The organism is Novosphingobium sp. 63-713, assembly GCF_001898925.1.
Classification (GTDB): domain Bacteria; phylum Pseudomonadota; class Alphaproteobacteria; order Sphingomonadales; family Sphingomonadaceae; genus Novosphingobium.
Map to the genome: position 1 here is coordinate 38,964 of NZ_MKVS01000004.1, position 15,981 is coordinate 54,944.

The 15,981-nt window shown below is 65.5% G+C and carries 13 protein-coding genes; 8 read left to right on the forward strand and 5 right to left on the reverse strand.

Annotated elements, in window-relative coordinates; all coding sequences use genetic code 11:
• Positions 1 to 4: 4 nt before the first annotated feature.
• Complete coding sequence (locus tag BGP00_RS00540; RefSeq protein ID WP_292692626.1) at positions 5 to 1,306, reverse strand: FAD-dependent oxidoreductase; 1,302 nt, start codon at positions 1,304 to 1,306, stop codon at positions 5 to 7.
• 225 nt (positions 1,307 to 1,531) lie between these two features.
• On the opposite strand from BGP00_RS00540, the gene BGP00_RS00545 reads away from it, so the two are divergent.
• Together BGP00_RS00545 and lepA are read left to right on the forward strand one after the other, a co-directional pair.
• A complete protein-coding gene (locus tag BGP00_RS00545; protein WP_292692629.1) occupies positions 1,532 to 4,255 on the forward strand; it encodes an EAL domain-containing protein in 2,724 nt (907 codons plus the stop codon).
• A 248-nt stretch (positions 4,256 to 4,503) separates the two neighbouring features.
• Positions 4,504 to 6,321 (forward strand): translation elongation factor 4, encoded by a 1,818-nt coding sequence (gene lepA, locus BGP00_RS00550; protein ID WP_168602342.1) that lies wholly within the window; start codon positions 4,504 to 4,506, stop codon positions 6,319 to 6,321.
• A 115-nt stretch (positions 6,322 to 6,436) separates the two neighbouring features.
• Here the strand turns inward: lepA and BGP00_RS00555 are convergent, their stop codons facing one another.
• Positions 6,437 to 6,757, reverse strand: coding sequence for a DUF779 domain-containing protein (locus BGP00_RS00555; RefSeq protein ID WP_168602343.1), 321 nt, complete (start codon positions 6,755 to 6,757; stop codon positions 6,437 to 6,439).
• Positions 6,758 to 6,869: 112 nt separating this feature from the next.
• On the opposite strand from BGP00_RS00555, the gene BGP00_RS00560 reads away from it, so the two are divergent.
• The 4 genes from BGP00_RS00560 to BGP00_RS00575 all read left to right on the forward strand — a co-directional run bounded on the left by BGP00_RS00560 (position 6,870) and on the right by BGP00_RS00575 (position 11,922).
• Positions 6,870 to 8,069, forward strand: coding sequence for a HAMP domain-containing sensor histidine kinase (locus BGP00_RS00560; RefSeq protein WP_292692638.1), 1,200 nt, complete (start codon positions 6,870 to 6,872; stop codon positions 8,067 to 8,069).
• Complete coding sequence (locus BGP00_RS00565; protein WP_292692885.1) at positions 8,069 to 8,746, forward strand: response regulator transcription factor; 678 nt, start codon at positions 8,069 to 8,071, stop codon at positions 8,744 to 8,746. Before BGP00_RS00560 ends, BGP00_RS00565 begins: the two co-directional genes overlap by 1 nt.
• Before the next feature lie 118 nt (positions 8,747 to 8,864).
• The gene (locus BGP00_RS00570; protein WP_292692641.1) at positions 8,865 to 11,297 is read left to right on the forward strand and encodes a TonB-dependent receptor; all 2,433 of its coding nucleotides are present in this window, start codon (positions 8,865 to 8,867) and stop codon (positions 11,295 to 11,297) included.
• Positions 11,298 to 11,406: 109 nt separating this feature from the next.
• Positions 11,407 to 11,922, forward strand: coding sequence for a hypothetical protein (locus tag BGP00_RS00575; protein ID WP_292692644.1), 516 nt, complete (start codon positions 11,407 to 11,409; stop codon positions 11,920 to 11,922).
• A gap of 77 nt (positions 11,923 to 11,999) precedes the next feature.
• Here the strand turns inward: BGP00_RS00575 and BGP00_RS00580 are convergent, their stop codons facing one another.
• From BGP00_RS00580 to BGP00_RS00590, 3 genes are read right to left on the reverse strand one after another with little or no spacing between them, the layout of a single operon-like run.
• Positions 12,000 to 12,608 (reverse strand): YceI family protein, encoded by a 609-nt coding sequence (locus BGP00_RS00580; protein WP_168602348.1) that lies wholly within the window; start codon positions 12,606 to 12,608, stop codon positions 12,000 to 12,002.
• Positions 12,609 to 12,620: 12 nt separating this feature from the next.
• Positions 12,621 to 13,205, reverse strand: coding sequence for an NAD(P)H-dependent oxidoreductase (locus BGP00_RS00585; protein WP_292692648.1), 585 nt, complete (start codon positions 13,203 to 13,205; stop codon positions 12,621 to 12,623).
• Between the two features lie 39 nt (positions 13,206 to 13,244).
• Complete coding sequence (locus BGP00_RS00590) at positions 13,245 to 14,021, reverse strand: class III extradiol ring-cleavage dioxygenase (RefSeq protein WP_292692651.1); 777 nt, start codon at positions 14,019 to 14,021, stop codon at positions 13,245 to 13,247.
• Between the two features lie 113 nt (positions 14,022 to 14,134).
• On the opposite strand from BGP00_RS00590, the gene BGP00_RS00595 reads away from it, so the two are divergent.
• The gene (locus tag BGP00_RS00595; RefSeq protein ID WP_292692654.1) at positions 14,135 to 15,043 is read left to right on the forward strand and encodes a LysR family transcriptional regulator; all 909 of its coding nucleotides are present in this window, start codon (positions 14,135 to 14,137) and stop codon (positions 15,041 to 15,043) included.
• A 96-nt stretch (positions 15,044 to 15,139) separates the two neighbouring features.
• Positions 15,140 to 15,886 (forward strand): FadR/GntR family transcriptional regulator, encoded by a 747-nt coding sequence (locus tag BGP00_RS00600; RefSeq protein WP_292692657.1) that lies wholly within the window; start codon positions 15,140 to 15,142, stop codon positions 15,884 to 15,886.
• Positions 15,887 to 15,981 lie beyond the last annotated feature (95 nt).

The window sequence follows — 15,981 nt, forward strand, 5'->3', positions numbered from 1 at the left end:
GTTTTTAATGCTTACCGGCGGCGGCAAGCATTTGATCGAAGGCTACGAATTTCTCACGCGGGGCGCCATCGCGGGCGCGGGCGACTTCGGCTTCGTCAATCTTTCGCCAATCGCGGAAAGTTACGAAATCAACCCCGCGCGCGGCGGCCAAAGCCTCGAAACCGGCGCGGCCCTGTTTGTCGCCGGGGGTGGGGAAATCCTCCGCAATGCGATCGACGATGGCGAAGCCGTCCGGGCGATTGGTGCCGATCGTGCCCGAAGGCCCGCGCCGCGCCCAACCGACGCAATAAAGGCCGGGCAGGATGCGCCCCTCCTCATTGGCAAAGCGCCCGGCGGCAGTGTCATAGGGCACGCCCTCGATGGGATTGGTGCGATAGCCGATGGCCGCAATCACCAGATCGGCGGGGACCTGATAGGTCTCGCCTGTGCCCACCGCGCGGCCATCGACCAGCGCGGTGCGTTCGACCTCGACCGCGCGCACCGAGCCATCGCCGATCAGCGCGCGCGGGGCAGCAAAAAAGTCGAAGTCGATGGTGAAGGGTTTGTCTGCACCCCCATCGGCGGCAAAGGCGCGCAGGTGCTGAACCGATTTGCGCATGCCCGGATCGAGCGCAGCGTCCTCGGCTTCGGGCGGCAGGTCGGCGGGATCGACGCGCGGGCGGGCGCGCTCCAGATTGCCCAACTCGCCCAGTTCCTTGGGGGTCATCGCAATCTGATGCGGGCCGCGGCGGCCCAGGATCGTGACCGAGGCGATGCCCGAGCCTTTCAGCGCATCAAGCGCATGGGCGACAATATCGGCGCCCTCAAACTCCTGCGGCACCTTGGCCAGAATCCGCGCAATATCGAGCGCGACGTTGCCGTTGCCGATCACCACCGCATGGGCTCCGGCAAAATCGGGGGCCAGATCGGCGAAGTGGGGGTGGCCGTTATACCAGCCCACGAAGGCTGCGCTGCCAAACACATTGCCCAGATCATCGCCCGGTATGCCCAGCGCGCGATCCGACGGCGCGCCCGTGGCCAGCACCACCGCGTCATACAATTCCTGCAATTCGGCAATCGAGACATCGCGCCCCACCGCCACCTTGCCGATGAAGCGCACATTGGGGGCCTGCGCCACCGCGTCATAGCGTTTTGCAACGCCCTTGATCGATTGATGGTCGGGGGCCACCCCGCTGCGGATCAGGCCAAAGGGCACCGGCTGAAGATCGAATATATCGACATGCACCTCCTCGCCCCAGCGCTTGAGCGCGGCTTCGGCGGTGTAATATCCGGCCGGGCCGGAACCGATGATGGCAAGATGCAGCATGGGTCTGATGCACTCCCTTTTATGGCGCCTTGTTGCGCCTCCTTTTTGTGCGGGCCCGTTCGGCTTGCGGGCGTTCTCGCGTTGATTCTTATCACATACCTGTTTGCTTGCCGTTGCAAGCCCCGATGGGCGCGCGGCTCCGCAGATGTCCTTAACGCGATTTAAAAGCATTTCGGGCATTTCGGGTGCCATGACTTCACCAATTCCCACAGGGGCACATCAGGCGTGACCAAGTCCAATCGGGCGCAAGCCCTGCTGCGAAAAGCCGAAACGCCAGCGCCCGCTCCGGCCATGGAGCGCCGCCGCGCCGCCGCCGCGCCCGAGCCCGAGTCGGCCCCTGTTGATGTCACGCATCTGCGCCGCAAAAGTGATCCCGTGCGCCGTGAAAGCGAGCCCTATCTGGGCTATTTCCTGATTTCCGAAGGCTGGTCGATGACCGCGATCGCGATGGGCATCGCGGCCATGATGCTTTGGCTCAATCAGTTTCGGATGCCGGGGCCGGTGGTGCTCGGCCTGCTGGGCGCGGCGGTGGCGATAGTGGCGGCCGCGCGCCTGTTCGTTTCGTTTGAACGCACCAGTCGCCGCCCGCTGGCGCTGCGCGTGGCCGCGATGGTGGCGGGGGTGGTCGTGCCCATGCTGCTTTACGGCGCGGGTCTGGCCATGTGGTTCGCATCGGGCATGTTGTCCGAACCGGTGCTGCTGATCGGCGCGATGGTGGTGGTTGGGCTGGTGATGGCGGTCACGCTGTCGGGGCGGCTGTTTACGATGGTGGCGGCCAAGCTGGCGCTGTGGACGCCGATCGCGCTGGCGCTGGGCTCGGTCTATACGCTGGTGACGCTGGTGCTGGGCGGGGCGATCGGGCTGGTGGCGGCGCTGCGCCAATTGGGCATCGACCGCGCCGGGCAAGCCGAACAGCGCGAGATGCGCCACGCCCAGATGCGCGCCGAGGAATTGCTGAACGAGTTTGAAAAGACCGGGCAGGGCTGGTTCTGGGAAACCGACCGCAAGGGGGCGCTGACCTATGTTTCGCCCAATATCATCGCCTTGCTGGGCCGCGAGGAGGGCGATCTGATCGGCCGCCCGCTGACCGACCTGTTCGTGATGCAGGAGCAGGAGCAGGTGGGCGAGCGCACCTTGCTGTTCCACCTTAACGCGCGTTCGGGCTTTAACGATCTGGCGCTGCGCGCGGCCAAGGATGGGGATGAGCAATGGTGGGCGGTCAATGGTCGCCCGGTCTATGATGCTTTCAACAATTTCCTGGGCTTTCGTGGCGCGGGCAGCGATCTGACCGAAAAGCGGCGCAGCGAGCAACATGCCACGCGCCTTGCCCATTTCGATTCGCTGACCGGGCTGGCCAACCGGTTCCAGATGAGCCAGACGCTGGAAAAGATCCTGTCGGCGCCCAAGGTTGATCATCGCGATTGCGCGGTGTTCCTGCTCGATCTGGACAGGTTCAAGCAGGTCAATGACACGATGGGCCATCCGGCGGGCGACGCGCTGCTCAAACAGGTGTCGCAGCGTTTGCAGCGCACCGTGGGCGAGGCGGGCCGGGTGGGGCGTCTGGGCGGGGATGAATTCAAGGTCATCCTGCCGGGCCGCATTGCGCGTGACAAGCTGGCCACGCTGGCCACCAGCATCATCGAGAACCTGTCGCAGCCCTATTCGATCGACGGCGCGCGGGTGGTGATCGGGGCCAGCATCGGCATCGCCATGGCCCCCGATGACGGCGTGACCAGCGAGGCGATCATCCGCAACGCCGACCTTGCGCTCTATGCCGCCAAAGATCGCGGGCGCGGCGTCTATCACTTCTATGACGAGGAACTGCATTCCGACGCCGAGGAGCGCCGCCAGCTTGAGCATGACCTGCGCGACGCCTTGGCGCATGGCGGGCTGGAGCTGTATTATCAGCCCTCGGTCGCGCTGAGCCAGCAGAAGATCACCGGGTTCGAGGCGCTGCTGCGCTGGAACCATCCCACGCTGGGCCGCCTGTCGCCCGCCAAATTCGTCGAGGTGGCCGAGGATACGGGCCTTATCACCCAGATCGGCGAATGGGCTTTGCGCACGGCCTGCCATGATCTGGCGCGCTGGCCCGAGCATGTGCGGGTGGCGGTTAATGTCTCGCCTTTGCAATTTGCAAATCCGGCGCTGCCCATGATCATCACGAATGCGCTGGCAGCCGCCGGCGTCGATCCGGCGCGGCTGGAGCTGGAAATCACCGAAAGCGTGTTTTTGAACGACAGCGCCAATACGGATGCGATGTTCACCGCGCTCAAGCGGATCGGCGTGCGTCTGGCGCTCGATGATTTCGGTACCGGCTATTCCTCGCTGGGCTACCTGAAAAAAGCGCCCTTCGACAAGATCAAGATCGACCAGAGCTTTGTGCGCGGCGCGACCATGCCGGGCAGCCGCAATGGCGCGATCATCGCCTCGATCGTCAGCCTTGCCGATGCGCTGGGCATGGAGACGACGGCGGAAGGCGTGGAGACGCTCGACGAACTCGATCTGGTGCGCGAACTGGGCTGCAGCCATGTGCAGGGCTATATCTTCTCCAAGCCCCTGCCGCGCGACGAGGCCGACATGCGGCTGAGCGCGGGCGGCATCATCGAGGCGAGAGGCCCGCGTTCGGCCCGCGCCCCGCGCCGCACGATGCTGCGCAAGGTGATGCTGACCGCGCAGGGCCGCCGCTATCCCGCCACGATCCGCAATATTTCGGAAAATGGCGCGATGTTCGAAGGGCTGACCGATGTGCCGATGGGCATGGAAATGTTGATCGAACTGTCCGACGATCTGGCGGTGGGGGCCACGGTGCGCTGGAGCCGCTATGGCCGCACGGGTGTTGCCTTTGCCGAGCCGGTGGCCTTTGAGGGCAGCGGCGCGATCATCCGCGCCAGCCTGTTCGGCCCGCAGGACCGCGACGGCGAGGCGCCGACCTATCGGCAGGTGGGGTAGGAGGTTAGGGGAACCGCCTTGTACGGTTCCCTCCGGCGTCGGCTCTCTCCCCCGGCCCTGTTACCCTATGGGGTATGCTGTTGGGCGGCAGGTCCGGGGGAGAGGGCCGGTGCCGGGGCAAATCGCGCAGGCGATTTGCCAACCATCATAACGTGACAGGGCGGGCCGGTGCTGCTAACGGCTGCGATTCTATGTGGGGTGGGGATTTACCGCCCTTTTGGCCCGCGCCCTTTTGATAAAGACATTTCATGACCGACCAGTCCAAGATCCGCAATTTCTCCATTATTGCTCATATTGACCATGGCAAAAGCACGCTGGCCGACCGGCTGATCCAGTTCACCGGCGGGCTGACCGAGCGCGAGATGAGCGCGCAGGTGCTGGACAATATGGACATCGAGAAAGAGCGCGGGATCACCATCAAGGCCCAGACCGTCCGCCTGAATTACAAGGCGCATGACGGCGAGGTCTATGAGCTGAACCTGATGGACACGCCGGGCCATGTGGACTTTGCCTATGAGGTCAGCCGGTCTTTGGCAGCCTGCGAGGGCGCGCTGCTGGTGGTCGATGCGGCGCAGGGGGTTGAAGCTCAGACGCTGGCCAACGTCTATCAGTCGATCGAGCATGACCACGAGATCGTGCCCGTCATCAACAAGATCGACCTGCCCGCCGCCGAGCCGGAAAAGGTCAAGGCCGAGATCGAGGAAGTGATCGGTCTGGACGCCAGCGAGGCGGTTCTGGCATCGGCGAAGTCGGGCATCGGCATTGAGGAAATCCTTGAGGCCGTGGTCAAGAAGATCCCCGCGCCCAAGGGCGACCGCTCCAAGCCGCTCAAGGCGATGCTGGTCGACTCCTGGTATGACCCCTATCTGGGCGTGGTCATTCTGGTGCGCGTGATCGACGGCGTCATCAACAAGGGCCTGAACGTCAAGTTCATGCAGGGCGGCACCGAACACCTGATCGACCGCGTGGGCTGTTTCACGCCCAAGCGCGAGGAACTGGCCGAACTGGGGCCGGGCGAGATCGGCTTTGTCACCGCGCAGATCAAGGAAGTTGAGCTGGCCAAGGTCGGTGACACGATCACCACGGTCAAGGGCGGCGCGACCGAGGCCCTGCCGGGTTATAAGGAAGTGCAGCCGGTGGTGTTCTGCGGGTTGTTCCCGGTGGACGCGGCCGATTTTGAAAAGCTGCGCGAGAGCATTGCCAAGCTGCGGTTGAACGATGCATCGTTCAGCTTTGAAATGGAAACATCGGCGGCGCTGGGTTTTGGCTATCGCTGCGGTTTCCTTGGCCTGTTGCACCTTGAAATCATTCAGGAGCGCCTGAGCCGCGAGTATGACCTCGACCTCATCACGACCAGCCCTTCGGTGGTCTATCGCATCCAGTTGCGCGCCAGCCGCACCGACGATGCAGGCGAGATCATGCTGCACAATCCCGCCGACTATCCCGATCCCAGCCGGATCGAACAGATCGACGAGCCGTGGATCAAGGCGACCATCTACACGCCCGACGAATATCTGGGCAGCATTTTGAAGCTGTGTCAGGACCGTCGCGGCATTCAGACCGGCCTGACCTATGTCGGCGGGCGCGCGCAGGTGAATTACGAGCTGCCGCTCAACGAAGTGGTGTTCGATTTCTATGACCGGTTGAAGTCGATTTCGCGCGGCTATGCGTCCTTCGACTATGAACAGATCGGCCTGCGCGAGGGCGATCTGGTCAAGATGGGCATCCTGGTCAACAACGAGCCGGTCGATGCGCTCTCGATGATCGTCCACCGCAGCGTGGCCGAGGAGCGCGGGCGCCATATGTGTGAGCGTCTGAAAGACCTGATCCCGCGCCACCTGTTCAAGATCCCGATTCAGGCGGCCATCGGCGGCAAGGTCATCGCCCGCGAAACCATCGCGGCCATGCGCAAGGACGTGACCGCCAAGTGCTATGGCGGCGACATCAGCCGCAAAAAGAAGCTGCTCGACAAGCAGAAGAAGGGCAAGGCCCGGATGCGCGAGTATGGCAATGTACAGATCCCGCAGGAAGCGTTCATCGCTGCGCTGCGGATGGGCGAGGAATAAGGGTTTAGGGGGCCTCCGGCGGGCAAAGGGCGGGGGCCCTTTGCAATCCCTTCATGGGGTTGCATGTTAAAGGCGCGGTGGCTTTCTGGCGATTTTTTGAAGCCGCTTCGCGGGTTCAGCCTCTCAGCACAAACCTTGTGCCATCGCCTATATCGAGCGAAAAGCCCACCGTCCGGCCCGGTTCCACATCCAGCGCCAGCGAGACCGGACATTGCTCGGCCTCATCGCTCATGCGGTAGAGCGGCACCCCGTCACACATCCCTTGCAACTGATCGCGCTGGCCCAGGATGATGTCCCCCTCGGCCAGACACAAAGGCGTGCCTGCGTCGCAGCAGCCCCCCGTCACATGCAGCACCAGCCGTCCATGCTCGGCACGCAGCCGGTCGAGAGCGGCATGGGCGGCGGGGGTGATCGGGATCTGGCGCGTGCTGGTCATCGCACACCTATGCCATGGCCGCCCCCTCTCTGGCGAATGGGACTTTGGCACAAGGGGGGCTTGCGACGATGGGCGGGGCATGAGAACCCAAAGTATGCCCGAACCTGCCCCCATGTCCCGTCCCATGCCCATCGCGCGCGGCTTTGTCGGATGGCTGGTGATGGCGGCGGCGCTGGCGGCGTTGATGGCGGGCTTTGTGCTCAGCCTTCGCAGCGCGGCGCGGCAGTTCGAAATCGCTCTGCTGGCCGAGCGGCAGGCGGGTCTGATCGCGGGCCTGTCGGGCCAGCCTCTGGCGAAAATCCCGCCGCGTCTGGCCGAATATCGCGCCTTGGTGGCGCAGGAAAGCGCGCTGGGTTCGCCCGCGCACAGCGACGAGCTGGCCCGCATCAACCGGCTGCCCGCCATGGGCGACACCGCCCGGCGCGAGGCCCTGTTGGCCACGATGATGGCGGGCGAGCGCGCCGAAGTCGCCGCCGCCCGCGCCGCGCTTGATCACAGCCGCCGCCGGATGCTCGTGCTGGGCGGGTTGTTGACGCTGCTGGCGCTGGCCTCGGCGGGGGCGGGGTTGTGGCGGCTGGTCTGGGCCAATCGGGCGCTGGAGCGCGAAGTGGCCGCCCGCAGCGCGCAATTGCAGGCCGTGGACCGCTCGCGCCGCCTGTTCTTTGCCAAGGCCAGCCACGAATTGCGCACCCCGGTTGCCGCGATGCGCTCGCTGGCCGAGGTGACGCTGGCCGCCGAGGGCGATTGCCCGGCCGCGCTGCAGGATGTGGTGGCGCAGGCGCAATTCCTCTCGCATCGCATCGACGAAATGCTCAGCCTTGCCAGCGCCGAAGAAGGCAAACCGGTGCTGACGCTCGCCCCTTGCGACCTGCGCGACATCGTTGCCGGGGCGCTGTCGGCGGCGGGGCCTTTTGCGCGGCTGGTCGAGGTTGATCTGGCCTATGATCCGCCCGCCGATCCCATGCGTGTGCGGGCTGACGGTCGCTGGTTGGGTCAGGCGCTGCTGGCCATCATCGACAACGGGCTGAAAATCTCCGACCCCGGCGCGGCGCTGGAAATTGCGCTTGTCCGCGATGGCGCCCATGCCATCGTGTTGATCGCCGATCATGGCCCCGGCATGGGCGAGGCCGATTTGCCTTTGATATTCGAGGCCTATTATCAAAGCGAGGAAGGGCGCCATCGCGGCGGCACCGGGCTTGGCCTTGCCCTTGCGCGATGGGTGGCCGATCAGCATGGCGGCGCGATCCGCGCGGAAAACCGGCCGACGGGCGGCGCGCGCATCGTCCTGAGCCTGCCCATGGAGGAGGCGTGATGATCCTGATCGTCGAGGATGACGTGACCATTGGCCGCACGCTGGCGCAGGGGCTGACAGCGGCGGGGCTGGCTGCGCGCTGGCTGCGGCGGGGGGCGGAGGTCGCCCCGCTGGTGGCGCAGGGCGGGGTGGAGGCGCTGGTGCTCGATCTTGGCCTGCCCGATGGCGATGGGCTGGATGTTTGCCGCGCGCTCCGGGCTGATGGGCATCGGCTGCCGGTGCTGATGCTGACCGCGCGGGGCGGGCTGGATGATCGGCTCGATGGCTTTGCGGCCGGTGCTGATGACTATCTTGCCAAGCCCTTTGCCTTTGCCGAATTGCTGGCCCGCGTGCGGGTGATGGTGCGCCACGCGCAACAGCGCCGCCCCGATCCGCTGGTGCTGGGCGTGCTGGAGGTCGACCCCCTGGCGGGCGAGGCGCGATGGGCGGGGCAAAGGCTGGATCTGGAGCCGAAGGGCATTCTCGTACTGGCGCAATTGCTGCGCGCGCGCGGCGGCGTGGTGACGCGCCGGGCGCTGATGGATGCGGTGTGGGGCGATGCGGCGGTGACGGATAATGCGCTGGACGTGGTGCTCTCCTCGCTGCGCAAAAGGCTGGCGCAGGCCGCCCCCGAAGTGCAGGTGCGCACCGTGCGAGGAACGGGTGTGACGATAGAAATCCCTGAAAATAAGCCGTAATTTCGGCCTCCTTATACCTTTGCCAGTCTGAGGCCTTTCTAAGGTTTTCCCGGCGCAACCTCTGATAGCCAGAACCCGTCAGGCGACCCGGCCAAAGGGCGCATACAGGGAGAGGCATATGCAGGGGCGTTTTGCGTTGATGGTTGCGGCTATGGTCATGCCCGCTGTGGCACAGGCCGAAGATGCGGCCATTGTCGTCAGCGCCAGCACGCCTTTGTCGGGCGCGGCGGACAATGGGCGGGTGCTGATCGACGCCAAGGCTTTGCGCGCGATGCAGGCGTTGAGCGTCAGCGATGCGCTGGCGCGGCAGACGCCGGGCGTGGTCATCAACGAGGCGCAGGGCAATCCGCTGCAAAGCGACCTGTCGTTTCGCGGCTATACCGCCTCGCCGCTGCTGGGCACGCCGCAGGGCATCGCGGTCTATGTCGACGGCGTGCGCGCCAACCAGCCCTTTGGCGAGGTGGTGAGCTGGGATCTGCTCCCCTCGGCGGCGATGGAACAGGTGACGCTGGTCGAGGGCGCCGCGCCGCAATTCGGGCGCAACGCTCTGGGCGGGGCACTCAGCATCCGCACCAAGGATGGACGCAGCGCGCCGGGCATTGCGGCCTCGGTGGCGGGCGGCTCCTATGGGCGGCTGCGCGGCAGCATCGAGGCAGGCGGCAAGGCCGACAATGGTCTGCACTGGTATGGCGCGCTGGAAGGGTTTCAGGAGGATGGCTGGCGCTATGCCTCGGCCAGCAAGGCGTGGAAGGGCTTTGCCAAGGCGGGCTGGGAAGGGGCAAATAGCGGAGTCAGTCTGAGCTTCAACCGCGCGCAATCCGACCTCAACGGCAACGGCCTGCAGGACTATCGCCTGCTCGCCCGCGACTGGCGCAGCGTCTATACCTCGCCCGACAACACCCGCAATATCGCCAGCAAGATCACCCTGTCGGGCCATCATCGCCTGTCGGAAAATCTCACCCTCTCGGCCAATGCCTTCTGGCGCAGCATCGTGACGCGCAGCATCAATGGCGACATGAACGAGGGCGCGCTGGGCGAGAGCCTGTATCAGCCCAATGCCGCCGAGCGCGCGGCGCTGACGGGGGCGGGCTATACCGGTTTCCCCATCAGCGGCGAGACGCAGGCCAACACGGCGTTTCCCAAATGGCGCTGCATCGCCAATGCCCTGCTCAATGATGAGCCCAACGAGAAGTGCAACGGGTTGCTGACGCGCTCCTCGACGCGCCAGCAAGAATGGGGCGGGGCGGTGGAACTGGCCTGGACCGGCATGGGGCAGCATCTGACCGTGGGGGCCGGCTATGCGCAGGCGCGGGCGCGGTTTATCCAGAACAGCCAGTTTGGTTACTTGTTGTCCGATCATTCGGTGGTGGCCGTGTCGGGGCCGGGGGCCTTTGCCGATGGCACGCAGAACAGCGAGAATGCCTTTGACGCCCGCGTCGATCTGCATAGCCGGATTTCCAGCCTTGGCCTCTATGCCGCCGATGTGCTGACGCTGGGGTCGCGGGTGACGGTGACGCTGGCGGGGCGGTATGACCGCACGCAATTGCATAATCGGGATCAGATCACGCCGGGCGGCGGCACGGGGTCGCTTGACGCCGATCCGGTGTTCCAGCGCTTCAACCCCTCGGCCATGGTCGATTGGCACGTGGCCCATGGCCTGACCATCACCGCGCAGGCGGGCGAGAGTTCGCGCGCGCCCTCGGCGGTGGAGCTGGGCTGTTCGGACCCGGCCAGCCCCTGTCGCCTGCCCAATGCGATGGCGGGCGATCCGCCGCTGCGGCAGGTGGTGGCGCGCAGCCTCTCGCTGGGCGCGCGGATCGAGCGCAAGGCGTGGAACCTGCGCCTGACCGCGTTTCGCAGCGATAATCACGATGATATTCAATTCATTGCGGGCGGGGCTTCGGGCTTCGGCTATTTCGCCAATGTCGGCACCACGCGGCGGCAGGGCATCGAGGCCAGCGGCGCGGTGCATTGGGGGCGCTGGCAGGTGGGGGCCAGCTATACGTTGCTCGACGCCACCTATCGCACCCCGCTGACGCTGAACGGCGGATCGAACAGCAGCAATGACGCCGCGGCCCCCGGTTTCGATGGCGAGATCGCCGTGCGCCCCGGCGACCGTCTGCCGCTCCTGCCGCGCCATCTGTTCAAGGCGCAGGCGGGTTTTGACGCGGCCTCATGGCTGAGCGTCCGGGCGGAAATGGTGGCGGCCGGCGGCGTCTATGCACGGGGGAATGAGAACAATCTGCACCAGCCCGACGGCACCTATTATCTGGGCGCGGGCAAAACCGATGCCTATGCGGTGGTCAATACCTCGGTCGAGATCAGGCCGCGCAAGGGTGTGATCTTTACCGCCGGGGTCAGCAATCTGATGAACGCCCATTACGCCACGGCGGCGCAGTTGGGGGCCAGCGGGTTTGACACGAACGGAGCCTTTGTCGCCCGCCCGTTCAGCGGCCCGGTGATCGGCGGCGAGCGGCCTTTGGTGCACAGCACATTCCTTGCCCCCGCCGCGCCGCGCCGGTTCGAGGTGGGGCTGCGGGTGCAGCTGTGATTAACCGTTTCGGTTAAAATCCTGTCCTACACGGTCGAGGCGCTGATAACTCTGCCGGGCCGGGCGATTCGCATAATGCGATGACGCCCGGTCTTTGGGAGTTGTTCTCATGGGTCTTAACACGCTGTTTTTGAGCATGGAGGGGGCCTTGCGCTGGTTGCGCGGGCTGGCCCGCTGGCTGGACGGTTCGGCCTTGCGGCTTTGGGCGGGGTTGGCGCTGGTCGCGATCGGTGCGGCGGGGTGGCAATATCATCGCGCCGCGCATTGGGCCGCCACCGTCCGCGCCACCCAATCCGCTTGGGATGTCGAGCGCAAGGCCGCCGCCGCCGCCAAAACCGCCGCCGAAACCCGCTACAGGAGCCTTGCCGATGATGCCGATGCCCGACATGCCGCCGCGCTGGCGCAGGGGGATGCTCGCCTTGCTGCCTATATTGCCGCTCACCGCCTGCGCCCATCCGCGCCCGATCCAGCCCGCGTCGCCACAGATCACCCTGCCGCAATTCCTGAAGGCTCCGCCGCCAATCCCGTCCTGGCGAGCATCACCGAGGCCGACCTGAAAATCTGCGATGCCGATTATGTTTATGCGCAGGCCGCCCATGACTGGGCCAATGGCCTGAACCCGTAATACGACAAACCCCCGCCCGGCAGCGCCGGACGGGGGTTCACGCAACCCTCGGGGGGCAAGGGTTGTGCGGGCAGCTCTTACTTGGCCTTTTCAAAGGCCGCGCTGATGCGCAGGGTCACTTCATCGCCGATCAGCGGGATGTAGGTCTTCACGCCAAAATCGCTGCGCTTGAGCGCGGCGGTGGCGTTAAAGCCCACCGTATAGCCCTTGCTCAGCGGGTTCACGCCGCTGGCCAGAAACGCGGCCTTCAGCACCACCGGGCGGGTCACGCCGTGGAACGTCAGGTTGCCCGCGATATTGGCGGTGCGCGGGCCGGTGGGCGTCACGCCGGTCGAGGTGAAGCGGATTTCGGGATATTTGCCCGCATCCAGCCATGCTTCGCTCTTCAGCTCGCCGTCCAGTGTGGCATTGGTGGTCGAGATGCTGCTGACCGGGATGGTGATGTCCACCTTGGCCGCGGCGGGCGCCTTGGGGTCAAGCACCAGCGAGCCGGTGACGCCGGTCAGATCGCCGTACCAATCGGAAAAGCCCATATGGCTGACGGTGAACTGCACGCGGGTGTGGGTGGTTTCGACCGCGTAATTGCCCGCCTGCACGGCGGCAGGGGCGGGGTTGGCCACCGGCGACTGCGCATAGGCGGCAACCGGGGCAACGATCAGGGCGGCGGCGATCAAAGAACGAAACATGGCGATGGTTCCTTACAAAGCGCTGATTTCGGCAACCGCGCCCGAGATGGCTTCGGCTGCGGCTTCGGGGCCAAAGGCCAGACCTTCGGCGGTGACGACGGTGACATCATCGACGCCCACAAAGCTGAGCAGGCTCTTGGTGTGGGGCACGGCGAAGGGGAAGCCGGTGGCGTCGTCATACTTGCCGGCGCGGGCCTGGGCCAGAATGGCCTTCTTGCCCTTGACCAGACCTTCGGGGCCCTTTTCGGTGTACTGGAACGTGGTGCCGGCGCGGCTGACGTAATCGAACCATGCCTTGAGCGTCGAGGGCATGCCGAAGTTATAGACCGGCACGCCGATCACGATGATGTCGGCGGCAAAGACTTCGCCGATGATTTCATCCTGAAGCGCGCGGGCGGCGGCGAACTGGTCGCCTTCGGGGGCCTGACGGCCGATCCCGGCCAGCGAGGCGGAGTCGACATGGGGCACCGGATTGGCGTCGAGGTCGCGCTCAACCACATTGGCTTCGGGGTGGGCGGCCAGATAGGCGTTGATCAGCTTGTTGCTGACCGAGGCTTCGCCAGTGGCGGCCGAACGGATGACAAGAACATTAGCCATGGGAATTCTCCTGTACGGGGGAAATGAGAGGGGAAGGTTTCAGTCGAAGCGGTAGGCATCCATGCGCAGGATGCCCAGATCGGTGGATTGGTGAATGCGGGTCGGCTTTGCCCCTTCGCCCGCCGCGCCCAGCGCGACAAACAGCGGCAGCAGATGCTCGTCGGTGGGATGGTTTTCCACCGCATAGGGGGCAAGGCGGCGATAGGAGACCAGATCGCAGGTCCGCCCGTTCATCAGCGCCTCGTGCATCCAGTCGGCGAAGGACGTCACCCATTCCGGGCTGGGTCCATCACCCAGATGGCGGCTGATGGCGCGCAGATTGTGGGTAAAGCTGCCCGAGGCCAGCACGAGGACATTCTCTTTGCGCAAGGCGTTCAGCGCCCGGCCCAGTTGCACATGATGGCCCGGCCCGAGGCGGCTCTGGATCGAGAGCTGCACCACCGGAATGGTATGTTCGGGCCACATCAGCAGCAGCGGCGTCCATGCGCCATGATCCAGCCCGCGCCGCGTGTCGATCCCGGCGCGCAGGCCCGCATCGCCCAGCAGATCCACCACCCGCGCGGCCAGATCGGGCGATCCGGGGGCGGGATAGTTCAGCGCATAGAGCGCGGGCGGAAAGCCGTAGAAATCGTGGATCGTCTCGTTGCTTTCCACCGCATTGACGGTGGGCACATCGGTTTCCCAATGGGCCGAGATCACCACGATGGCGTCCGGGCGTTCCAGCTGGCCGCCAAGGCCCGCGATGAAATGGCGCGCCGGGTGGTCCTGCAGCGCCAGCATCGGCGAACCGTGTGAGAGATAGAGGGTGGGCTGCATCGGTTTTCTCCGTGCCGAGGCTTGCTCGGCGTTGAGAGCTAAATAGGCTAATGACTTTTGCATTCCAATTGGCCAATATTGCAGATCATCCATGCGAAAACGGATAGGTGTCTATGGATTGGGATGACGTTCGCAGCTTTCTGGCCATTGCCCGCACGCGCAGCCTGTCGGGCGCCGCGCGCGAACTGGGCGTGCGCCAGTCCACCATGAGCCGCCGGTTGGAGGCGATGGAAGCGCGCAACGGCGCCCGCCTGTTGCAGCGGACCACCAATGGTTATGAGCTGACCGCGCTGGGCGAGGCGGTGCTGGGCAATGCCGAGCGGATGGAGGCCGAGGCCATCGCGGTCGAGCGCATGGTGCAGGGGCGCGACGTGGCGCTCTCGGGCGTGGTGCGGCTGACCACGGTGGAGGTCCTGTCGAACCTGCTGCTGCCCGGCGCGGTGCGGGCTTTGCAGGCGCGCTATCCGGCGATCACGCTGGACGTGCTGACCGACAGCCGCTCGCTCAGCCTGTCCAAGCGCGAGGCCGACATTGCCATCCGCATGACCCGGTTTGACAGCCATGACGTCATCACCCGCCGCATGACGACCGCCTCGAGCGCGCTTTACGCCAGCCCCGATTATCTGGCCGAGCATGGACAGGATCTGGCCAGCCCGGACCAGGCGATCATCACCGTGCTGGAGGATCACGCCCATCAGCCCGAGGCGCGCTGGCTGGCTGAAATGCTGCCCCATGCGCGCGTGGCCATGCGCAACAACAGCCGCGATGGGCAACTGGCCGCGGCGCGGGCGGGGATCGGCGTGGTCTGTCTGCCTTGTTATCTGGCCGATCGTGATCCGGGGGTGGTGCGGCTGGATGCGGGGCTGGGGCCGTCGCGCGAAGTGTGGCTGGGGGTTCATGCCGATTTGCGCCACATGCCGCGCATAAGGGCGGTGATCGATGCGCTCAACGATGCCTTTGCGGCCGAGAAAGACCTGTTTTCCGGCGAGGCGCCGAACAGGCCGCAGAGCGGGAAAGCCTGAGGTAAAACCCCGTTCTTTGTGCGCAGCATTGTACGGCAGGCGTTGCGCCCCGGCCCCGGCGGGCTTACACAAAAGGTTCAGGGAGATTTTGTCATAATGTCATCTACAGCCACGCCGCCACCCGCCACCAGATCGCGCAAGCGCAAAGGGGGCGAGGGGCTGCGCATCCATCAGGCCATCGCGCGCAAGCTGGGCATCGCCATCCTCAACAGCACGCATGAGCCCGGCTCGTCGCTGGGCGGAGAGATCGAGGCGTCCGAGCGTCTGGGCGTATCGCGCACGGCCTATCGCGAGGCGATCCGCATCCTGATCGCCAAGGGGCTGATCGAGAGCCGGCCCAAGGCGGGGACGCATGTGTTGCCCCGGCGACGGTGGAACCTGCTGGATCCCGACATTCTGGCGTGGATGTTTTCGGAAAAACCGGATCGCGATTTCGTGCGTGACCTGTTCGAACTGCGCGGGATCATTGAGCCTGAGGCGGCGGCGCTGGCGGCCGAGCGGCGCCATGACGGCCATCTGGCCGGAATGCGTCAGGCGCTTGACGGGATGCGCGTCCATGGCCTTGCCTGCGGCGAGGGACAGGCGGCGGATCAGGATTTCCACTCCACCATGCTGGAGGCGGCGGGCAATGATGCGCTGACCTCGCTGATCGGATCGGTGGGGGCGGCGGTGCGCTGGACCACGCATTTCAAGCAGAGCAATTCGCCCGCGCCGCGCAATTCATTGCCCGAGCATGAGGCGGTGCATCAGGCCATTGCGGCGGGCGACCCGGATGGCGCGCGCCGCGCGATGCGGGTGCTGCTGGAATATGCCCGTTCGGACGTGGTGGACAGCATAGCCTGAATTTTCAAAGCGGCGATGGCGGCCCTGCGCGGCCCGCTCCGGCATGGGGCCGGGGCGGGCCGTTTTGCGCTCGCGTTTGAGAGGCCTTGCAGAGC

Bases quoted from the DNA above. Each gene is read 5' to 3' on its own strand.
- BGP00_RS00540 (WP_292692626.1), bottom strand. From the start codon at position 1,306: ATGCTGCATCTTGCCATCATCGGTTCCGGCCCGGCCGGATATTACACC.
- lepA (WP_168602342.1), top strand. From the start codon at position 4,504: ATGACCGACCAGTCCAAGATCCGCAATTTCTCCATTATTGCTCATATT.
- BGP00_RS00555 (WP_168602343.1), bottom strand. From the start codon at position 6,757: ATGACCAGCACGCGCCAGATCCCGATCACCCCCGCCGCCCATGCCGCT.
- BGP00_RS00560 (WP_292692638.1), top strand. From the start codon at position 6,870: ATGTCCCGTCCCATGCCCATCGCGCGCGGCTTTGTCGGATGGCTGGTG.
- BGP00_RS00565 (WP_292692885.1), top strand. From the start codon at position 8,069: ATGATCCTGATCGTCGAGGATGACGTGACCATTGGCCGCACGCTGGCG.
- BGP00_RS00570 (WP_292692641.1), top strand. From the start codon at position 8,865: ATGCAGGGGCGTTTTGCGTTGATGGTTGCGGCTATGGTCATGCCCGCT.
- BGP00_RS00575 (WP_292692644.1), top strand. From the start codon at position 11,407: ATGGGTCTTAACACGCTGTTTTTGAGCATGGAGGGGGCCTTGCGCTGG.
- BGP00_RS00580 (WP_168602348.1), bottom strand. From the start codon at position 12,608: ATGTTTCGTTCTTTGATCGCCGCCGCCCTGATCGTTGCCCCGGTTGCC.
- BGP00_RS00585 (WP_292692648.1), bottom strand. From the start codon at position 13,205: ATGGCTAATGTTCTTGTCATCCGTTCGGCCGCCACTGGCGAAGCCTCG.
- BGP00_RS00590 (WP_292692651.1), bottom strand. From the start codon at position 14,021: ATGCAGCCCACCCTCTATCTCTCACACGGTTCGCCGATGCTGGCGCTG.
- BGP00_RS00595 (WP_292692654.1), top strand. From the start codon at position 14,135: ATGGATTGGGATGACGTTCGCAGCTTTCTGGCCATTGCCCGCACGCGC.
- BGP00_RS00600 (WP_292692657.1), top strand. From the start codon at position 15,140: ATGTCATCTACAGCCACGCCGCCACCCGCCACCAGATCGCGCAAGCGC.